The sequence below is a fragment of the Sagittula sp. S175 genome, from assembly GCF_049800975.1.
In the GTDB taxonomy this organism is placed as follows: domain Bacteria; phylum Pseudomonadota; class Alphaproteobacteria; order Rhodobacterales; family Rhodobacteraceae; genus Sagittula.
Window position 1 is genome coordinate 48,935 of record NZ_JBNAGB010000011.1, and the last position, 18,839, is coordinate 67,773.

The 18,839-nt window shown below is 64.7% G+C and carries 19 protein-coding genes and 1 other RNA gene; 13 read left to right on the plus strand and 7 right to left on the minus strand.

The window, feature by feature from the left end; translation table 11 throughout:
* Positions 1 to 238 precede the first annotated feature (238 nt).
* The 3 genes from rnpB (at position 239) to ACP16H_RS14855 (ending at position 1,577) form a co-directional block, all read left to right on the plus strand.
* Positions 239 to 652, plus strand: an RNA gene (gene rnpB, locus ACP16H_RS14845) — RNase P RNA component class A.
* Between the two features lie 131 nt (positions 653 to 783).
* A complete protein-coding gene (rpmG, locus tag ACP16H_RS14850; RefSeq protein WP_008885060.1) occupies positions 784 to 951 on the plus strand; it encodes a 50S ribosomal protein L33 in 168 nt (55 codons plus the stop codon).
* A gap of 278 nt (positions 952 to 1,229) precedes the next feature.
* Positions 1,230 to 1,577: a hypothetical protein gene (locus ACP16H_RS14855; protein WP_425072877.1), complete on the plus strand. Its 348-nt coding sequence runs from the start codon at positions 1,230 to 1,232 to the stop codon at positions 1,575 to 1,577.
* Between the two features lie 51 nt (positions 1,578 to 1,628).
* Here the strand turns inward: ACP16H_RS14855 and ACP16H_RS14860 are convergent, their stop codons facing one another.
* The 3 genes from ACP16H_RS14860 to ACP16H_RS14870 all read right to left on the minus strand — a co-directional run bounded on the left by ACP16H_RS14860 (position 1,629) and on the right by ACP16H_RS14870 (position 3,296).
* A complete protein-coding gene (locus ACP16H_RS14860; protein WP_425072878.1) occupies positions 1,629 to 2,093 on the minus strand; it encodes a cupin domain-containing protein in 465 nt (154 codons plus the stop codon).
* Between the two features lie 107 nt (positions 2,094 to 2,200).
* A complete protein-coding gene (locus ACP16H_RS14865; protein ID WP_425072879.1) occupies positions 2,201 to 2,941 on the minus strand; it encodes a Bax inhibitor-1/YccA family protein in 741 nt (246 codons plus the stop codon).
* A 142-nt stretch (positions 2,942 to 3,083) separates the two neighbouring features.
* The gene (locus ACP16H_RS14870) at positions 3,084 to 3,296 is read right to left on the minus strand and encodes a DUF1127 domain-containing protein (protein ID WP_425072880.1); all 213 of its coding nucleotides are present in this window, start codon (positions 3,294 to 3,296) and stop codon (positions 3,084 to 3,086) included.
* Positions 3,297 to 3,503: 207 nt separating this feature from the next.
* On the opposite strand from ACP16H_RS14870, the gene ACP16H_RS14875 reads away from it, so the two are divergent.
* Positions 3,504 to 4,394 carry a LysR family transcriptional regulator gene (locus ACP16H_RS14875; RefSeq protein WP_425072881.1) on the plus strand — a complete coding sequence of 297 codons (891 nt, stop codon included), beginning with the start codon at positions 3,504 to 3,506 and terminating at the stop codon, positions 4,392 to 4,394.
* Positions 4,395 to 4,400: 6 nt separating this feature from the next.
* Here the strand turns inward: ACP16H_RS14875 and ACP16H_RS14880 are convergent, their stop codons facing one another.
* Positions 4,401 to 4,805 (minus strand): hypothetical protein, encoded by a 405-nt coding sequence (locus tag ACP16H_RS14880; RefSeq protein WP_425072882.1) that lies wholly within the window; start codon positions 4,803 to 4,805, stop codon positions 4,401 to 4,403.
* Positions 4,806 to 4,859: 54 nt separating this feature from the next.
* The gene (locus ACP16H_RS14885; RefSeq protein ID WP_425072883.1) at positions 4,860 to 5,882 is read right to left on the minus strand and encodes an alkane 1-monooxygenase; all 1,023 of its coding nucleotides are present in this window, start codon (positions 5,880 to 5,882) and stop codon (positions 4,860 to 4,862) included.
* A 175-nt stretch (positions 5,883 to 6,057) separates the two neighbouring features.
* Here ACP16H_RS14885 and ACP16H_RS14890 point away from each other — a divergent pair, with 175 nt between their 5' ends.
* Entirely contained in the window at positions 6,058 to 7,743 is a 1,686-nt protein-coding gene (locus ACP16H_RS14890) for an NAD(P)H-dependent oxidoreductase subunit E (protein WP_425072884.1), read from the plus strand.
* 90 nt (positions 7,744 to 7,833) lie between these two features.
* On the opposite strand, the gene ACP16H_RS14895 is transcribed toward ACP16H_RS14890, so the two are convergent.
* On the minus strand, positions 7,834 to 8,727 hold the full coding sequence (locus tag ACP16H_RS14895) for a lytic transglycosylase domain-containing protein (protein ID WP_425072885.1): 894 nt from the start codon (positions 8,725 to 8,727) through the stop codon (positions 7,834 to 7,836).
* 100 nt (positions 8,728 to 8,827) lie between these two features.
* On the opposite strand from ACP16H_RS14895, the gene ftsY reads away from it, so the two are divergent.
* From ftsY to ACP16H_RS14910, 3 genes are all read left to right on the plus strand, one after another.
* Entirely contained in the window at positions 8,828 to 9,901 is a 1,074-nt protein-coding gene (gene ftsY / locus ACP16H_RS14900) for a signal recognition particle-docking protein FtsY (protein WP_425072886.1), read from the plus strand.
* Between the two features lie 83 nt (positions 9,902 to 9,984).
* Positions 9,985 to 10,887 carry an EamA family transporter gene (locus ACP16H_RS14905; RefSeq protein WP_425072887.1) on the plus strand — a complete coding sequence of 301 codons (903 nt, stop codon included), beginning with the start codon at positions 9,985 to 9,987 and terminating at the stop codon, positions 10,885 to 10,887.
* 74 nt (positions 10,888 to 10,961) lie between these two features.
* Complete coding sequence (locus tag ACP16H_RS14910; protein WP_425072888.1) at positions 10,962 to 11,543, plus strand: inner membrane-spanning protein YciB; 582 nt, start codon at positions 10,962 to 10,964, stop codon at positions 11,541 to 11,543.
* 150 nt (positions 11,544 to 11,693) lie between these two features.
* Here ACP16H_RS14910 and ACP16H_RS14915 read toward each other — a convergent pair whose 3' ends face one another.
* Positions 11,694 to 12,128, minus strand: a complete 435-nt coding sequence (locus ACP16H_RS14915) for an Lrp/AsnC family transcriptional regulator (RefSeq protein WP_425073039.1) — start codon at positions 12,126 to 12,128, stop codon at positions 11,694 to 11,696.
* A 107-nt stretch (positions 12,129 to 12,235) separates the two neighbouring features.
* Here ACP16H_RS14915 and ACP16H_RS14920 point away from each other — a divergent pair, with 107 nt between their 5' ends.
* From ACP16H_RS14920 to ACP16H_RS14940, 5 genes are all read left to right on the plus strand, one after another.
* Positions 12,236 to 13,369, plus strand: coding sequence for a type III PLP-dependent enzyme (locus ACP16H_RS14920; protein ID WP_425073040.1), 1,134 nt, complete (start codon positions 12,236 to 12,238; stop codon positions 13,367 to 13,369).
* Between the two features lie 72 nt (positions 13,370 to 13,441).
* Positions 13,442 to 15,736, plus strand: a complete 2,295-nt coding sequence (locus tag ACP16H_RS14925) for a xanthine dehydrogenase family protein molybdopterin-binding subunit (protein ID WP_425073041.1) — start codon at positions 13,442 to 13,444, stop codon at positions 15,734 to 15,736.
* Positions 15,714 to 16,769, plus strand: coding sequence for a DUF2235 domain-containing protein (locus tag ACP16H_RS14930; protein WP_425073042.1), 1,056 nt, complete (start codon positions 15,714 to 15,716; stop codon positions 16,767 to 16,769). Before ACP16H_RS14925 ends, ACP16H_RS14930 begins: the two co-directional genes overlap by 23 nt.
* Before the next feature lie 199 nt (positions 16,770 to 16,968).
* Positions 16,969 to 17,442, plus strand: coding sequence for a CoA-binding protein (locus tag ACP16H_RS14935; protein ID WP_425073043.1), 474 nt, complete (start codon positions 16,969 to 16,971; stop codon positions 17,440 to 17,442).
* A 386-nt stretch (positions 17,443 to 17,828) separates the two neighbouring features.
* On the plus strand, positions 17,829 to 18,791 hold the full coding sequence (locus tag ACP16H_RS14940; RefSeq protein WP_425073044.1) for a pirin family protein: 963 nt from the start codon (positions 17,829 to 17,831) through the stop codon (positions 18,789 to 18,791).
* The last annotated feature ends 48 nt before the right edge of the window (positions 18,792 to 18,839 follow it).

The following is an 18,839-nucleotide window of genomic DNA, read 5'->3' on the forward strand; positions in this document are numbered from 1 at the left end:
GGGGGGCCCCGCTGCTTTTGGCGGGTGTTGTTGGCGGGGGGGGGGGGGCGCCCCCCCCCCCCCCCCCGCCGGGGAGGCGCTGCCGCCCCGGACCCCTCCGAGGTATTTGCATCAAGATGAAGGCAGGGGCGGGTTTTGCGCCCTACGGGTGATATTCGTCGCTGCAGTCCGTTCACTGGGCACCATCGGCTGAACGAGGGCTTGCTTTGTGGCACGCGGCTTTCTATGTGGGGCGCGCGCGGAGGGCCGGACGGCCGCTTGGGGTAACCCGAGAGGAAAGTCCGGACTCACCGAAGCACCGGTGCCGGGTAACGCCCGGGCAGGGCAACCTGACGGAAAGCGCCACAGAAATGATACCGCCCCCGGGTTCGCCCGAGGGTAAGGGTGAAACGGTGGGGTAAGAGCCCACCGGGGGGATGGCAACATCGCCCGCATGGCAAGCCCCACCGGGAGCAATGCCTAATAGGGACCCCGCGTCCGCCTGATGCCTCCCCGGGTTCGCCCGGCTGGTCATATCGGGACAGGGCGGCTTTGGCCCGAGGGGTTCGGGTTGGCAGCTAGAGCCACGTGGCAACGCGTGGCCCAGAGGAATGGTCGTCGAACCGGGGGAGACCCCGGGGAACAGAATCCGGCTTACAGGCCCTCCGCGCATCAAAAACCTGCTTTATACGCAGGGCAGCCTGTTGACTCGGGCGCAGGCCCGAGTAAAAGGCAGGCTCCATACGATTTTCACGCGCGGGGCGCTCCCCCGGCGTTGCAAGGGACAACCCCGGGAGACCTACCATGGCGAAGCCGACCACCATCAAGATCCGCCTGAACTCGAGCGCAGGCACCGGCCACTTCTACGTGACCAAGAAGAACGCACGCACCATGACCGAGAAGATGACCGTGCGTAAGTACGACCCGGTTGCGCGCAAGCACGTCGAGTACAAGGAAGGCAAGATCAAGTGATCTTGCGTCCCTGACGGGACCTCACAGGATTTGAACAAGGCCGCGCGGGAAACTGCGCGGCCTTGTCGCGTTTGGCGGTGGTACAGCGATTTTGTGCAGGTGCAGAAACCGCTTGCCGGGTTTTGTCTACGATGGTATGCTGATAAGTGATTGATTTCACGTCATAACGGCTATGCGCTGTTGTGCGTGGTCCCGGTCTTACGTTTCTGTCATGCTGCGATGCAGAAGATTCACTGGCGGTCGGAAAGACTGCTGCGATCAGATCCGTGGAGATCCCCATGACCATCCGTACCCTTGCCGTGCTGGCCACTCTTGCCTTGCCGATGGCCGCTCAGGCCGAGACCGTGACCCTGAAGCAGATGGAAGGTGCAACCGTGCACCACGCCACCGTCGACATGTCCGTCTACTGGACCAAGGGCGCGGGCGAAGCCGTCGAACTGGTGGCCTACTACGCCGCAAAGGATGACGCGGCGGGCGGCAAGCTGCAGATGGCGCTGGTGGACGGCGACTCGGTGACCTTTGGTCTGCCGGGGCACGTGGGCCAGATGTTTACCTTTGCCCGCGAAGGCGACGTGGTGAGCGTGGCGACCACCGGCACCTCGCCGGAAACGCTGGCGATGAACTGACTTCTTTATGTGTGCCGAGTGACGGGCCGCGCGGGCAACTGCGCGGCTTTTTCATTTGGGAATGGGGTCTGCGGGGCGACCGTCTCCATGGGTCCAGCGGCGCTCGGCGGACGTTCGGTCCACATGCAGCACACGGTCGTTGTTCCGGGGATAGTGCACGCGGTCGCGCGGCTTGCGCGTTCCGATGACAAGGTAGCGGGCAGGCGCGTCGCTGCGGTTCTCGAGCCGATGCTCCCGCGCAGCTCCGGCGGCGAATGTCGCGGCCATACCGGGCAGAAGCGGGCTTTCGTCGCTGCCCTCGATCAGTACCACCTCACCGTCGAGCATGTAGACCATTTCGTCCTCCTCTTCGTGCCAGTGGGCATGTGAACTGCTGGCGCCCGGAGCGAGGATTTCGACGAAGGCGCCGAATTGCGTTAGCCCGCCGCTGTCCGAGAACAAAAGCGTCTCCCATTGACCCAGGGCCTCCGAGGTGCCGTTTTCGCGCGTAACCTTGTCTTCGGTGATACGTGGCATGGTTGTCCTCCCTCTCGTGCAGAGGGTAGCGCAAATCCCTGGCGGCGGGGCAAAAGAAAAGGGCCGGTCACTTGGACCGGCCCTTTGTCTGTCAGATGTGGGAACAATCAGTCGTCGTTGCCCATGAACAGGTACATGATCGAGCGGAACATCGCGATGAACGAGATGTACAGCTGCAGCGCGCCAATGATGGCGGCCTTGTCGAGGAACTGCTGCGCCTCTGCGCCGCCGTGCATGCGGGCTTCGAGGTAGGTGTTCTTGATCTCCTGCGTCGAGGTGGCGGTCAGGATCGCGAACACGGCCAGGATGGCGATGTTGTAGATCTGGAAGCCGCCCGACCCCATGCCGAAGAACATGCCGAAGATACCCCAGGCCACCAGGCCCCAGGTCATCATGCCCGCAACCTGGCCGATCGGGCCAAGGTTACGCTTCGTCAGGTAGCCGGTCATGGTCAGGCCGAGGAAGCCGACCGAGGTCAGCAACAGGCCGGTGATGACGTCCATCATGTTGAACATGATGAAGATGGTCGACAGCGACACGCCGGTCAGCGCGGCATAGGCCCAGAACAGGCCGTTCAGCGCGCCCACGGACAGCTTGTGCAGGGCAAAGTTCGCCACCAGCACAAAGGCCAGCGGGCCAAAGATCACGATCCAGACGACCGGCGACACAAGGAGAACCTGCTGAAGCGCCGGGGATTGCGAGACCAGGTAGGCCAGCGCAAAGGTCATCAGCAGTGCGCCGGACATCAGCCCGTACACCTTGTTCATGTGGGACCGCAGCCCCTCGTCAATCTGCGCAGCGCGGGAGCCGGAAATGCCCCGGGCCCCGACTGTTTCATATTCAGCCATTGAATGCCTCCGAATGGAACCCTGTTGAACTCCGCGCTTCATAGCACGGACCCCGCGCGCGAACGCGGACCCTAGCGGAAATATCGGCAAGCTGGCCCGCGTTTTCAAGGCTTTCGACCCGGTTTCCGGCGAAAGATGCAGATTACTCGTACCAATGGCCGGGGGCATCCCAGAAGGGGCGGTCGGCCTCGGCTTGTGCGGCGGTGCGGCTGAGGCCGATGTCTGCGAGGGCGGCGTCATCCAAATGGCGCAGGGTGCGGCGCTGCCGGGCGATGGCCTGCCATGCACGCAGGCGGGCGAAGGGGCGCAGGGCGGGCAGGCGGGGCGCGCGGGGGAGGGAGAGGGTGCGTTGCATGGGTTGTATCCTTTTGCGTCCGAGGGCGGGCAAGCAGGTGCCGTTAATGCTCCGGCGTCTGACCGGGCATGTGCGCAGAACCTGCCGCCTTACCCATCACAGTTTGTGGTGAGGTGGCGATTTCGATTTGAGTGATTGATATATGCCCGCTGTGGATGTATTTTGAAAACGAATGTTGTTGAAACCTTCCATCACAAGGCTTGATGAATGCGAAATCTGGACATCACGGTATTGCGGTCATTCGTTGCGGTGGCAGAGGCCGGCGGGGTCACGCGCGCCGCCGGATTTCTCAACCTGACGCAATCCGCTGTCTCCATGCAGTTGAAACGGTTGGAAGAAATGCTTGGGCTACAGTTGCTCGACCGGTCCGGGCGCGGCGTGGCGCTGACGCCCGCCGGGGCACAGCTGCTGGGCTACGCGCAGAAGATGGTGGAGCTGAACGACGAGATCTATTCGCGGCTGACGGCGAACGAATGGGAGGGCGAGATCGTCCTCGGCGTGCCGCATGACATCGTTTACCCGGTGATTCCGCAGGTCTTGCAACGCATGGGCCGCACGCATCCCCGCGTGAAAGTGCAACTGCTGAGTTCCTTCACGCGCGCCTTGAAGGCGCAGTTCGCCAAGGGCGAGGTGGATGTGATCCTGACGACGGAACCGGGGATCGACACCGGCGGCGAGATGCTGCTGGAGGTGCCGATGCGCTGGATCGGCGCGCCGGGCGGGCACGCACGCAAGGGGCGGCCGCTGCGGGTGGCCTTTGCGCGCGCCTGCGGGTTCCGGGAGCACGCCCTGGGCGCGCTGGACCGGGCGAACCTGAACTGGGAACTGGCGGTGGATTCCGACAACGACATGACCGTGGACGCGACGATCAGCGCGGACCTTGCCGTGACGGCGCGGCTTCAGGGGCACGCCCCGGCCTTTGTCGAATACATTGAGGACGACGCGCTGCCCGAACTGGGCACGCAGTTCATCAATTTGTACGCAGGCAACGGCAAGACCGCGATCACCGGCGTGTTGTGCGACTACATCCGCGAGGGCATGACGGCGCTGCGCAAGGATGGCGTCACGCGGCCCGCGCTGGAACTGGCCAAGGGCTGACGCGCGTCAGACCCCCACGTCCGGCCCGTAACACATCATCGGCTCGTCGTTCTGGCGCGCTTCGTAGAGGACCGTGGCGGTCGGATCGTTTTCGAACACCGCGCGCAGCTTCGACCCCTCATTGAAGAAGCTCCAGCATTGCGGGTCTTCCGGCGCGTCCTCGTAGACGAAACAGATCTGGCCCGCGTCGGCCTCGTACCAGTAACCTTCCTTGCACTTCCCATCGAGGAAGGACCAGCGGACGCGGCGGTCGGGGAGGTATTCTTCGACCCCGTAGGACTGTCCGGCCATGCCGAAATACAGCGTCTTGCCGTCGACATAGGATTCGAAGGCCTGCGCCGAAAGCGGCTCTGCCGCCAACGCGGGCAGAGAGGAAGCGGCGAGGAGGGCGGATGCAAGCAGGTGTCTCATGCCACAATTCTGCCAGAATCCGGCAAGATCGCAAAGAGACGGTTTAACGAATGGTTAAGCGGCGGACGGCGAGTCGGCGGTGCTTTGCCAATCCCTGACCCGGTGATCCATCACGCGCCGCCAAAGCGGCGGGACAAGGGCGATCACGGCCATCACCGGCAGGGAATGCGGCAGGATCGGCATTTGCGCGCGATCGAGGTCCAGCCCCGGGTAAGGCCGCGTCGGGTGGGCGTGGTGGTCGGAATGACGCGGCGCGTTGAGCATCAGCGCCGAGGAAAACCCATGCGGGGCGTTCCAGCTGTGCCGGGGACCGACAGGTTCGTATTTGCCCGGCGCGATTTCGCGGCGGCGCAGCCCGTAATGCTGGACGTAGTCCGACAGCAGCAGTTGCGCCTGCGCGTAGAGGGACAGACCGATCAGGGCCAGCACGCCCTTTGGTCCGCCAATCGCAAAGGACAGTGCGAGCGAGGCCAGCGCACCCAGCCCATAGGCGGTGTAGGGCGTCGGCCCCGTGGGACGCAGACGCCGCTCTGCCCGGTGGCCTTCGCGCAGCGCCCCGCGCCAGGCACGCAGGGCGAAACGATAGTAACCCTCTCCAAAGGCTGCGGAATTCGGGTCCTGTGGCGTCGCGGCATGGACGTGGTGAACCCGCGTATGTGCCGAGGCGTGGAACCCGAACAGCACGGAGGAATAGACCGCAATGCCGAGGCGGCGCAGCGCGCGCGGCGCGCGGTGGATCAGCTCGTGGGCGTTGGAATTGCTGACCTGCCCGAGGTACAGTGACAGGGCGAAGAACACGAACACCTTGTCAAGCAGCGGCTGCGAGGTTTCTGCCAGCATCCAGACGCCGCCATAGAGCAGCGGGAAATGCAGCAGACCCAGAGCCGCGGACAGCGTATTCCCGGCGGGAAACTCCGCCCCCGGATGATCTGGCGCGGCCAGCGCGGTGATCTTGTCCATGAAAAAGGTGAAGACGGTGATGTAGAGCAGCGCCAAGGACGGAAAGGGCGCACCCACACCGATGGCCAGCGCCAGAAGCGCCACCATGCCAAGCGTTGCCAGCGTGAATCGTGCCATGTCCCACCACCCCGATACCATTGGATGTCTTACGCTTATCGGAACTTTCCGTCACCCATCGGGCAAAAGCCGGGGCATTTGTAGGCGGTTCACCGCTTCAAGGCGTCGTTTTTCATCTGCGCAGGTCGCGTGGGCGCGGATATGTTGCGCGGGAACGGATCAGGGAGGTACGACCATGGCACTCGACGAGCGCAAGGGCGTCTGGAAGAACGCACGCGGCAAGGGGCGTAACACGCCGAAGGGCCGGCAGGTCGACGATCAGGCGCTGGCCGAGGTGCGCACGCTTCTGGGCGACACCGAGCGGCGGCGGGACCTGCTGATCGAGTTCCTGCATCTGATCCAGGATGAATACGGCCATCTGTCGGCGGCGCATCTGCGCGCCTTGGCCGACGAGATGCGCCTGTCCATGGCCGAAGTCTACGAAGTCGCGACCTTCTACGCGCATTTCGACGTGGTGAAGGAAGGCGAGGCCCCGCCGCCCGCCCTGACGATCCGTGTTTGTGACTCGCTGTCCTGCGAGATGGCCGGGGCCGAGCAGTTGCGCGCGGCGCTGGAGTCCGGCATGAACCCGGAAGAGGTCCGCGTCCTGCGCGCGCCCTGCATGGGACGCTGTGACAGCGCGCCGGTGCTGGAACTGGGCCACAACCACATTGGTCACGCCACGGTCGAAAAGGTCGAGGCCGCCATCGCAGCGGGCGAAACCCACGCCCATGTCGAGCCCTACGAGGCTCTCGAGGCCTACCTCGAAGAGGGCGGCTATGCGGAACTGAAATCGCTGCGCGAGAACGGCAACTGGGAAGAGGTGCAGGAGCGCATCCTAGCCTCCGGTCTTCGTGGTCTTGGTGGTGCGGGCTTCCCTTCGGGGCGCAAGTGGGGCTTTGTCCGGGCCAACCCCGGGCCGCGTTACCTGGCAGTGAACGGGGACGAAGGCGAACCCGGAACCTTCAAGGATCGCGTGTACATTGAGGGCGAACCGCATGTTTTCCTTGAGGGAATGCTGATCGCCGCTTGGGCGGTCGAGGCCGAGCGCGCCTTTATCTACATGCGCGACGAATACCCCGCGATCCACGAAATCCTGAAGCGCGAGATCAAGGCGCTGGAAGATGCGGGGATCGTCGAACCGGGGTACATCGATCTGCGCCGTGGCGCGGGTGCCTACATCTGCGGCGAAGAATCCGCGATGATCGAATCTATCGAAGGCAAGCGCGGCATCCCGCGCCACCGCCCGCCCTATGTCGCCCAGGTCGGCATCTTCAATCGCCCGACCTTGGTGCACAACGTCGAGACGCTGTACTGGGTGTCGAAGGTCTGCCGCGAAGGTCCGCAGATCCTGTCCAAGGTCGAAAAGAACGGCCGCAAGGGACTGCGCTCCTACTCGGTTTCCGGTCGGGTCAAGCAGCCCGGCGTTCACCTGCTGGCCGCCGGATCCACCATTCTGGACGTCATCGCGGCGGCTGGGGGCATGGCCGACGGTCACACCTTCAAGGCCTACCAGCCGGGCGGCCCGTCGTCTGGCCTGCTGCCTGCGTCGATGGACGATATTCCGTTGGATTTCGATACCTTGCAGCCGCATGGCACCTTCATCGGGTCCGCTGCCGTGGTGGTCCTGTCGGATCAGGACAGCGCCCGGGACGCGGCGCTGAACATGTTGCGGTTCTTCGAGGATGAATCCTGCGGTCAGTGCACGCCCTGCCGTGTCGGCTGTGAAAAGGCGGTCAAGCTGATGAGCGCGCCGAAGTGGGACACGGGGCTGCTGGAAGAGCTGTGTCAGGCCATGGGCGACGCGTCGATCTGTGGTCTGGGACAGGCGGCACCGAACCCGATCCGTCTGACGATGAGGCATTTCCCGGATGAGGTCTGACGCCTTGAGGTAAAGGCTGTGGGCATGTCGGGAAAGTGAAATCTCCGACATGCTCCTTCGGTGCGTAATGCGGTTATACAACGTCAAACATCAATCGTTGCGGTAGACGGCGCAGATGCAACCGCGCTGTTTGAGGCGAGAACAGAGGCTCCACGCGGCATTGCGGCTGTCGCGGCCAAGACGCGCCATGTAGTATCCGCCCTTGGGACTTGCACGGCTTTTCGACCAGATGAGGAAAGGTTCCTCCTTTCCGATCAGGCCTTTGCAGCTGCGTGTTGCAGCACTGTACTTGCTTAGCGCAGCCTGTTTCGAGATGCCAAAGGCGACCTGAACACCCCATTTCGGCATCACCGGTTTTGGCGGCTCGGGGTCCGGGTAAGGGGTCAGCCGCCGGTTCCGCGCCAGTTCGTAACAGGCTTGCTGGAACGGCAGGTCCTTGGACAATCGGTAGTCGTGGCTCTCTGGCGGCGTATCTCGCCAAGTTTCGGCATTCAGGCCCGTGATGATGCGCACGTAGTCGACGGTCTCGCGCGCAAGGCCCCCTGTTCCGGCAATCAGCCCTTCGGCGCGACGTTCGCCGCCGTTATAGCCCACGGCGGCCAAGCCATGATTGCCATAACGTCGGGTCATTTCCCCGAGGTATTCGGCGGAAAATTCCAATGCTTCTGCGGGGTTGTAGGGGTCTTTCAACCCGCGCAGCTTTGCCGTCGAGGCGATGAACTGCGCGATCCCCATGGCCTTTGCATGGCTGAGCGCGTGCGGGTCGAACCGGCTTTCCTGCCAGATCAACCGCGCAAAGAACCCCGGATCGAGGTCGTTCCTGACCGCAAAGGCCTCGATCGCCTGGCAGGTGTCGTAGACGAAAAAGGAGGGCCGGATGCATTGCACATGGCCGTGGGTGCCGGTCGAACACAGTGTACCCGGCTCGGCGGACAGCCGGACGGGCAGACACAGGATCAACAGGAACAGCCACCGCACCCACATGGGGTCAATAAGAGGGCTGGGCTGCGCGGGGTCAACTCACACTTTCATTAAGTGGCGCGGCGTATTAGGTGAAAGGGACCCAAGGCAGAAGGCGCGGTGCATGTCCTTTTTCGGAAAGCTGAAGAACAAGCTGTTCAAGTCCTCCTCGAAACTGGACGAGGGGCTGGAGGCCATCGTCGAAGATGGTGTCGACGCGCCGGAAGCGGACGAGGTTCCCGCACCGCAGGCCCCCATTGCCGCCATGAACCCCATGCCTCTGCCGGAGGAGACCGAGCCGCAGGGCACCACGCGCCCCGGCCTACTGGGGCGTCTGATCGGTGGCGGCAAGGCGGACGAGCCGCGCCGGGTGCTGGACGACGAGATGCTCGAAAGCCTTGAAGAGCTGTTGATCGCCTCTGATATGGGCGTCGACACGGCGCTGCGCGTGACCTCGAACATCGCAGAGGGACGCATGGGGCGGCGCGTGTCCGCCCGCGAGATCAAGGAGTTGCTGGCCGAGGAAATCGCCCGCGTAATGGAGCCGGTGGCGCGCCCCTTGCCGATCTATCCGCAAAAGCCGCAGGTGGTGCTGGTGGTCGGCGTGAACGGGTCGGGCAAGACCACGACCATCGGCAAGCTGGCGAGCCAGTTCAAGGCAGCGGGCAAGTCGGTGGTGATCGCGGCGGGCGATACCTTTCGCGCCGCAGCGGTGGAGCAGTTGCAGGTCTGGGGCCAGCGCGCGGGCGTGCCGGTGCTGACCGCGCCCGAGGGCAGCGACCCGGCCTCGCTGGCGTTCGACGCCATGACCCGCGCGCAGGCCGAGGGCGCGGACCTGCTGATGATCGACACGGCAGGCCGTTTGCAGAACCGCCAGGACCTGATGGAAGAATTGGCCAAGATCGTGCGCGTGATCCGCAAGAAAGATCCCGACGCGCCGCACAATACGCTGCTGGTGCTGGACGCCACCACGGGTCAGAACGCCCTGACGCAGGTCGAGGCCTTCCGCGCGCTGGCCGATGTGTCCGGTCTGGTGATGACGAAGCTCGACGGCACGGCCAAGGGCGGCGTGCTGGTTGCCTTGGCGGACAAGTTCGGCCTGCCGATCCACGCCATAGGCGTGGGCGAGCAGATCGACGATCTGGCCCCCTTCGACCCCGAGGAATTCGCCGCGGCGCTGACGGGCCTCGAGACCTGAACGCGTTTGCGTAACATCGGTGTTGCCTTGCGTGCCTCGGCGTCCCGGTGCATGGGGCGGGGAATGCGGCATGGAAACGTGACATGAGCGACTGGCTGATTTCCCTCGAAGGCACGGAGGCCGGGCACCAGCTTGCGCTGTGGTTGGCGGTGTCGGCGGCGATCCTGCACGCGGTCTTCGGTGCGCTGCAAAAGGGGCGGCATGACCCTTGGCTGTCGCGCGGGGCAATTGATGGCAGCTATGGTCTGATGGCCGCGCCCTTTGCATTGTTCGTGGTGCCATGGCCAGAGCCGCACATGTGGGCCATCTTTGCCGGGGCCTTTGTCATCCACTGCGTTTACAAAATCTTGCAGGCCTATGCATACACGCGCGGAGCCTACACGGTGGTCTACCCGGTGGTGCGCGGGACGGGGCCCTTGTTCGCGGTGATTGGCGCGGCGCTGGTGTTCGGAGAGCATTTCAACGCCGTGCAATGGCTGGGTGTGGCGGTGCTGCTGGCTGGGATCTTTGGCCTCGCGGTTTACAACTACCTGTTCCTGGAGGTGGCGCGCGACACGTTGCCTGCCGCCTTGGGCTTTGCGGTGGCGACGGGCCTCTTCGTGGCGCTTTATACGACATACGACGCCTATGGCATCCGGGCGACGGCAAACCCCTTCACCTTCCTCGCGTGGTTTTTCATGATCGACGGGCTGTTGATGCCAGTGATCGCGGCAGTGCGTTGGCGCAATATGGCGGAGGCGCCTGCGCTGGGGCCATTGATGGCGCGCGGCGTCACCGGGGCAGTTGTGGCTTTTCTCAGCTTTGGCTCGATCATGATGGCGACGCGGCTGGACAAGGTGGGCGAGGCGGCGGTGCTGCGCGAGACCTCGACGGTCTTTGCTGCGCTGATCGGCTGGCTGGTGTTGAAGGAAACCGTGGGGCCACGGCGCATCGCCTTGATGGCGCTGATCGCCGCCGGTGCGGTCATCGTTGAGTTGGGCGGCTGAAGCGCCTATCTGGGAGGCAGGCCAAGAAGGAGAGCGGCGTGGAGACGACAGAAGACAAGCGGGCAGTGAACCCGATGCTGAAAAGCGCGCTGGAGTTCGGCCCGATCTTGGGGTTCTTTGCCGCCTACCTGATGCTGAAGGACCGGGTCTTTGACATCGGCGGGACCGAGTACAAGGGCTTCATCCTGGTCACGGCGGGCTTTGTGCCGGTGCTGCTGGCGTCGATGGCGGCCTTGTGGAAGCTTACGGGCCACCTGAGCCGGATGCAGGTGGTGACGGCGGTGCTGGTGGTGGTGTTCGGCGGTCTGACGGTCTGGCTGAATGACGACCGGTTCTTCAAGATGAAGCCGACGTTGATCTACCTGCTGTTCGGTGGTGCGCTGGCCATCGGCCTGATGCGCGGCGAAAGCTGGTTGCAGTCGGTGATGGAGGGGCTGATGCCCCTGAAACAGGAAGGCTGGATGATCCTGACGCGCCGGATCATGTGGTTCTTCTTTGGACTGGCCGTGCTGAACGAGGTGATCTGGCGGACCATGTCCACGGACACCTGGGTGTATTTCAAGACCTTCGGGCTGACGGCGGGGATCTTTGTCTTCTTCATGACGCAGGCGGGTTTGTTCAAGACCTATGCCATCGAGGATGACGCCGCCGAGTGAGGCGGATGCAGTGGGGTTTCGCCTTGGCTGCGTCAAGGCGACCGGCGCGCGCTGCGCGCGCGAGGGGGCGCTGCCCCCGTCTGCCTGGCGGCAGTCTCCCCCGAGGTATTTGGGAAACCAAAGAAGCCGGGCCGGGTTAAGGGGCTGATCTCAGCCCGAGCGGTCGATCTTTGTACTGAGGTGGATGAGGCTTTCGGAACTGCGCACGCCCTTGGCTTCGCCGATACGGTCGAGGGTGGTGTCCAGCGCTTCGGTCGAGTCGGCGGTCAGGGTGACCAGCAGGTCGAAGCGGCCGGACGTGGTGTGCACGGCCTCGACCTGCGGCATGGATTTCAGGCGGGACAGGACGGCGGGCGTCTCGTTCGGCGCGACCGAGATCAGCACCGTGGCGCGCAGGGCGGGTTTCAGCGCCGCGCCGCGCCGGACGGTGTAGCCCGCGATCGCGCCGCGCTGCTCCAGCCGATCCAGCCGGGCCTGCACCGTGGTGCGCGCCAGACCGCAGCGGCGGGCGAGGTCGGCGACCGGCAGGCGGGCGTTCTCGGACAGGGCCGCGATCAGCGCGTGGTCGGTTTCGTCAAGTTGCATGGTCGTCTCGTCGTTCTGCTGCGCCTTATGCCACGGATCGCAGGCTTTGCCGATAGGTTTCGACGTGCGCTGCGTACAACATGGGGACAGCGAGCAGGAGGCACCCCATGTTGAGAGAAGCGTTTCGGACCGATCCGGCGAAGTGGCTGGCGCGCGAGCAGCCAGACGAGCCTGTGTTTTTTTACGACCCCGTGCGGCTGGAGCGGCAGGCGCGGCGGTTCGCGCTGGGGTTTCCGGGCGAAGTGACCTACGCGGTCAAGGCCAACCCCGATCCCATGGTGATCGAGGCGCTGGCGCGTGGTGGCGCGGATCGTCCGGGGATGGCGGCCTTCGACGTGGCCTCGCCGCAGGAGATGGAGCTGGTGCGCGGCGTCGCGCCAGAGGCACGGTTGCACTATCACAATCCCGTGCGCTCGATGGCCGAGATCGCTGCGGGCAAGCGACATGGCGTGACCTCTTGGTCGGTGGATCGCGCCAGCGAGTTGGACAAGCTGGGCGACATCACCGGTGCGGAAATCGCGGTGCGGTTGAAGCTGCCAGTGGCTGGGGCGGTCTATGATTTCGGATCGAAATTCGGCGCGGCCCCGGCGCAGGCGGCGGCGCTGCTGCGGCAAGTGGTGGATCGGGGCGGCGTGCCTTCGATCACCTTTCATCCCGGAACGCAGTGCCGGTCGGCGCGCGCCTGGGAAGCCTACATCGACGCCTCGGCAGAGGTGGCGCGCGAAGCTGGTGTCACGCTGCATCGGTTGAACGTCGGCGGCGGTTTCCCGGCGCACCGCGAGGATCCGGATCCGGACCTGCAGGAGATTTTCGACGCCATAAAGGCGCGTGTGGGGCAGGCTTTCGGCACGTTGCGCCCGGCCTTGGTCTGCGAACCGGGGCGGGCCATGGTGGCCGAGGCCTTTGAGCTGGCCTTGCGGGTCAAGGCCGTGTCGGGCGGGGCGGTCTTTCTGAACGATGGCATCTACGGCGGCCTCAGCGAATGGCGCGACCTGCAACCGTCGCAGCGGCTGACGGTCTTTGCCCCGGATGGGACGGAGCGCCGGGGCGCGTTGGAGGACCGCGAGGTCTTTGGCCCGACCTGTGACAGCCTTGACCGTCTGTCGGATCGGGTTGGGCTTCCCGGTGATCTGCAGGAGGGCGACCACGTCCTATTTCACGCCTGCGGGGCCTATTCCACGGCGCTTTCGACCCGGTTCAACGGCTACGGCGCGCGGCGGATCGTGACCCTTATGCGCTGACGGCGGGCACTGGACACGCCGCCTCATGGGACTAAAGTCGCGAGCAACGGAGAACGCGCGAGGGAGGTCACCATGGACAAGTTCGGCAAGAGCCAGCCGGTCAAACGGATCGAGGACAATCGGTTCCTGACGGGGCAGGGACGCTACGTGGATGACATCGCGCCGGAGGGGGCGCTGAGGGCCTATGTGCTGCGGTCGCCCGTGGCGCACGCCGTGCTGAAGGGGATCGACGTCACGGCGGCCAAGGATGCGCCCGGCGTGCATATGGTCATCACCCAAGCGGATCTGGAGGCGGCGGGCCTCGATGCGCAGATGACCTTTACCTGCGCCCCGAACCGCGACGGCACCAAGGGCGCCGCACCAAAGCGCCCCGTGCTGGCCGAGGACCGTCTGCGTTTCGTTGGCGAGGCCGTGGCAGTTGTCGTCGCCGATACGCTGCTACAGGCAAAGGATGCCGCCGAGCTGATCGAGATCGACTACGACGAGCTGCCGGTGAAGCTGGATTTCGACGCCGGTGGCGAGACGATTCATGACGTCGCCCCCGACAACCGGGGCTATGACTATGCCATCGGCGATGAGGAGGCGACCGAGGCGGCGTTCAAACGCGCGGCGCGGACGGTTCGTCTGGAGGTCGGCGACAACCGTATCATCGTGAACTCGATGGAGCCGCGCGGCGCCTTTGCCGAGTGGGACGGGGACCGGATGCACCTTGCCTTTGGCGGGCAGGGCGTCTGGGGCATGAAGGGCGAGCTGGCGCGCTGCTATGGCGTGGACGCCGACCGTGTGCGCTGCACCAATCCGGACGTTGGCGGCGGCTTTGGCATGAAGGGGATGGCTTACCCCGAGTATTTCGTTCTGCCCTATGCCGCGCAGCAGACGGGGCGTCCGGTGCACTGGATGTCCGACCGGACCGAGGCGATGCTGTCGGACAACGCGGGGCGTGACCTGACGACGCTGGCCGAGTTGGCCTTTGACGAAAACAACCGGATCCTGGCCTATCGCACGCATACGAAATCGAACCTTGGCGCGTATAACTCGCAGTTCGGACAGATGATCCAGTCGTTCCTGTTCAGCCGCGTGCTGACCGGGGTCTATGATATCCAGACGGTCTACCAGCGCGGCGAGGGGTTCTATACCAACACGACGCAGGTCGATGCTTACCGGGGGGCCGGTCGCCCCGAAGCGATCTACGTGCTGGAACGGGTGATGGACCGCGCGGCGCGCGAACTGGGTGTGGACCCGATGGAGCTGCGGCGGATCAATTTCATCAAGCCGGAGCAGTTCCCCTATAAGACCGTCGCGCCAGAGACTTACGACGTGGGCGAGTTCTCTCGCGTGATGGGCAAGGCAGAGCTCGCCGCAGATGTTGCGGGCTTTGCCGCGCGACGGAGCGAGAGCGAAAAAGCCGGTAAAATGCGCGGCTTGGGGATTTGTTATTACATCGAGTCTATCCTCGGAGCCCCGAACGAGGATGTAAAAGTGGAATTCGTGGACGACGGCGCGCTGATCTACGTGGGGACCCAGTCCAACGGGCAGGGGCACGAGACGGTGTTCCGCCAGTTCCTGTCCGACCAGACCGGCATTCCCGCCGACAAGATCCAGGTGATCCAGGGGGATTCGGACCTGATCGCCTCGGGCGGGGGCACGGGCGGGTCGCGCTCTGTCACGGTGCAGACCAACGCGACGTTGCAGGCGGTCAGCCAGATGGTCGCGGGGTTCTCGGAGTTCCTTGCCGGTGAGATGGGCGTCGATGCGGCGGATGTGTCCTTTGATGACGAGCAGTTCCGCGCGGAAGGGTCGAACCTGCATCCCACCATGCTTGAGGCCGCGCAGATGGCGCGGGAAGCGGGCCGCGAGGATCTGCTGAGCTGGCAGACCACGGCGACGCTGCCGGGGCGGTCCTTCCCCAACGGCTGCCACATCGCCGAGGTCGAGGTGGACCCGGAAACCGGCAAGACCACCTGCGACCGCTACACGGTGGTCGACGATTTCGGCAATCTCATCAACCCCATGCTGGCCGAGGGGCAGGTGCATGGGGGCGTGGCGCAGGGCCTTGGGCAGGCGCTGATCGAACGGGTGGGCTACGACGATCAGGGGCAGCTTCTGACGGCGACCTTCATGGACTATGCCATGCCGCGCGCCGACGATATGCCGATGATCGCCTTCTCGACGGAGGCGGTGCCTTCGACGGCGAACCCGATGGGCATGAAGGGCTGCGGCGAGGCCGGGACCGTGGGGGCGCTGGCGGCAGTGTCCAACGCGGTGCAGGACGCGCTGTGGGACAGGGGAATCAGGCAGGCGGACATGCCCTTCACGCCTGCACGAGTCTGGGCGATGTTGCAGGATGGACGTATCGCGGCTGAGTGAGACAGTACTGGGATGGTTCCGGCGGGGTCCCTCCGCCGGGCATTCCACCTATGAGCCGCGGCGGGGTCCCCGCGACCATGTCATCATCCTCGACGGCACGGCCTCTTCGCTGGACGAAGGGTTCGAAAGCAACGCGGGCCTGACCTACAAGCTGTTGAAAGAACGGCGCGATGTGTCGCTGTACTACGAGGCGGGCATCCAGTGGACCGACTGGGGCAGCACCGGGGACGTGATCCTTGGCCGTGGGATCAACCGGCAGATCCGGCGCGCCTATGGCTATCTCGCGTCGCGCTACCGGATAGGCGACCGGATATTCCTGATGGGGTTTTCGCGCGGGGCCTATGCGGTGCGTTCGCTGGCGGGGGTGATAGACCGGGTCGGGTTGCTGCGGCCCGAACATGCCACCGAGCGCAACATCCGGCAGGTCTATCGGCTGTATGAATACGACCCCGATGGCGCAAGCGCCGAGGTCTTTGCCCGCCAGCACTGCCACGACGTGACGCTGATCGAGATGATCGGTGTCTGGGACACGGTGAAGGCGCTGGGCTGGCGGGTGCCGCTGGTCTGGCGGCTGGCGGAGTCGCGGCACGGGTTCCACAATCACCAGTTGGGACGTTCGATCCGCCATGGGTTTCAAGCACTTGCCATAGACGAGACGCGCGATGCCTTTGCTCCTGTGCTGTGGGAAACGCCGCCGGACTGGCCGGGCGTGATGGAGCAGGTCTGGTTTCGCGGCACCCACGGCGACGTGGGCGGTATGCTGGGAACGTTCCAGGCGGCGCGGCCGCTGGCGAATATCCCGCTGGTCTGGATGCTGGAGCGGCTGGAGGCCTGCGCTCTGCCGCTGCCGCCGGGCTGGCGCGGGCGGTTCCCCTGTGACGTGGACGCGCCCTCGGTGGGGACGTGGCAGGGCTTCGGAAAGGTGTTCCTGCTGCGTCATCAAAGGGTTCTGGGCCGCGATCGGTCGGAGCGGCTGCACGAGAGTATTGACGCACCCTTACCGCAGCCTGCGTCGGAACGGATGGCAGGGTAGGGAAATCCGGCGCGTCAAGGCAATTCGCTCACTTTTTATTTACTGCCCTTTAACCTGTGTCTTTTGCGCCTATCTTTCAGTCAGGCTCGCGGGGACGGAACCCCTGCGACACCTTCACTGTCCCTCGTTCCGTAACTGCGCCCGGGTATTTTCTCCCGGGCGCTTTTTCTTTGTCTGAAGGCGGCGTACGGTTGGCGCCATGCAGATGACCTATTCCGACGACTTCCTCAAAGGCATCCTGACCCGCACCAAGGTGGTGGCGGTGGTCGGCGTGTCCATGAACCCGGTGCGGCCCAGCTACTACGTGGCGCGCTACCTGAGCCTGAAGGGCTATACCGTCATTCCGGTGAACCCCGGTCACGCCGGAGAAAAGCTGTTCGGTCAGGAGGTTAGGGCGACGCTGGCCGATTGTCCGGAGACGGTGGACATGGTCGATATCTTCCGCAGGTCGGAACATGTGCTGCCCATCGTCGAGGAGGCCCTGGCGGCGCTGCCGAACCTGAAAACCGTCTGGATGCAGATCGGCGTGGTGAACCACGACGCCGAGCGGCTGGCGCGGGCGCAGGGGCTGGACGTGGTGATGCACCGCTGCCCGAAGATCGAGTATCAGCGGCTGTTCGGCGAGCTGCGCATGGGCGGATTCAACACCGGGATCATCTCTTCGAAGCTGTGAGGCGTTGCGGGCGCACGGTGGGGTAACGGAGTGTGACGTGGCCGCGCCTTGTGGTTTGCGCGGCGTGCGTGGGGCAGATCTGGGTCGGTCCGGGCGCAAAGGTTAAGTTTTTTAACCTGTCTGAAGGCGCTGGAAGGGGTGAACCGGCCGGAAATCGGCCGATTCCCGGCCGGTTGGTGGCGCCGGGGACCATAGGGGCGGGCCTGATCTGGATGACCTTACGTCAGATTTGGTTAACGCGCCCGAATTTATCAGCGAAAATTCGTGTTATCGCCAGAATTTTGGATTTCTGTGCAAATTTGCACGCATGCGGCGGGGGCGTGGTGAATTGATTGCGGCGTGTCTCGCGTCATCTTTGGGGCAGAGACACGAGGAGGAAACGCCCCATGAGCTGGAACCCGAGCCTTGCCCCCGACGCCGCTGACGTGGACCCGGAGGCCATCGAAACGGTCATCATTCCCCGCGCCAGAGACCTTGGCGGGTTCGAGGTGCGCCGGGCCTTGCCGTCGGTGCAGCGGCAGATGGTGGGGCCGTTCATCTTCTTCGACCAGATGGGACCGGCGGAGTTCCTGACCGAGGGTGGCATCGTCGTGCGCCCGCATCCGCACATCGGCTTGGGCACGGTGACGTACCTGTTGAACGGGGAGTTCGAGCATCGTGACAGCACCGGCGCGCAGCAGGTGATCCGCCCCGGCGAGGTCAACTGGATGCTGGCGGGGCGCGGTGTGACCCATTCGGAGCGGACGCAGCCGGAGGTCCGTGCGAGGGGGCATGAATTGTTCGGCGTGCAGACATGGCTGGCCTTGCCGGAGGACCGCGAGGAGATGGCGCCGGATTTCGAGCATCACAAGGACCTGCCACTGTTGGAGGCGGAGGGGATCTCGGCGCGGGTGATCCTGGGGCGGGCGCATGGCGCGGAAAGCCCGGTGACGATGCAGTCCGAGACGTTCTACCTCGACGTGACGCTGACGGCGGGGGCGCAGTATCCCTTGCCGCAGGATCACGAGGATCGCGGGGTCTTTGTGCTGTCCGGGTCGGTGGAGGTCGCGGGCGATGTGTTCGAGGCCGGGCGGATGCTGGTGTTCCGGCCCGGCGACCGGGTGTCGGTCCGGGCGGGGGCGCAGGGGGCGCGGCTGTTGAGCCTGGGCGGGGCGACGATGGAGGGGCACCGGTATATCTGGTGGAATTTCGTCTCGTCGTCCAAGGACCGGATCGAGCATGCCAAGGAGGAATGGAAGGCGGCGCGCTGGGGTGAGGGGATGTTTTCCCTGCCCGTGGGGGACAAGGACGAACATATCCCGATCACGCCGGAGTTGGAGCGGATGAAGCCGAAGGAGCCGAAGGGCTAGGGACGGGAGCGGCGCTGTTTGCGCGAAGTGCGCAAAGGCGCCCCGCCC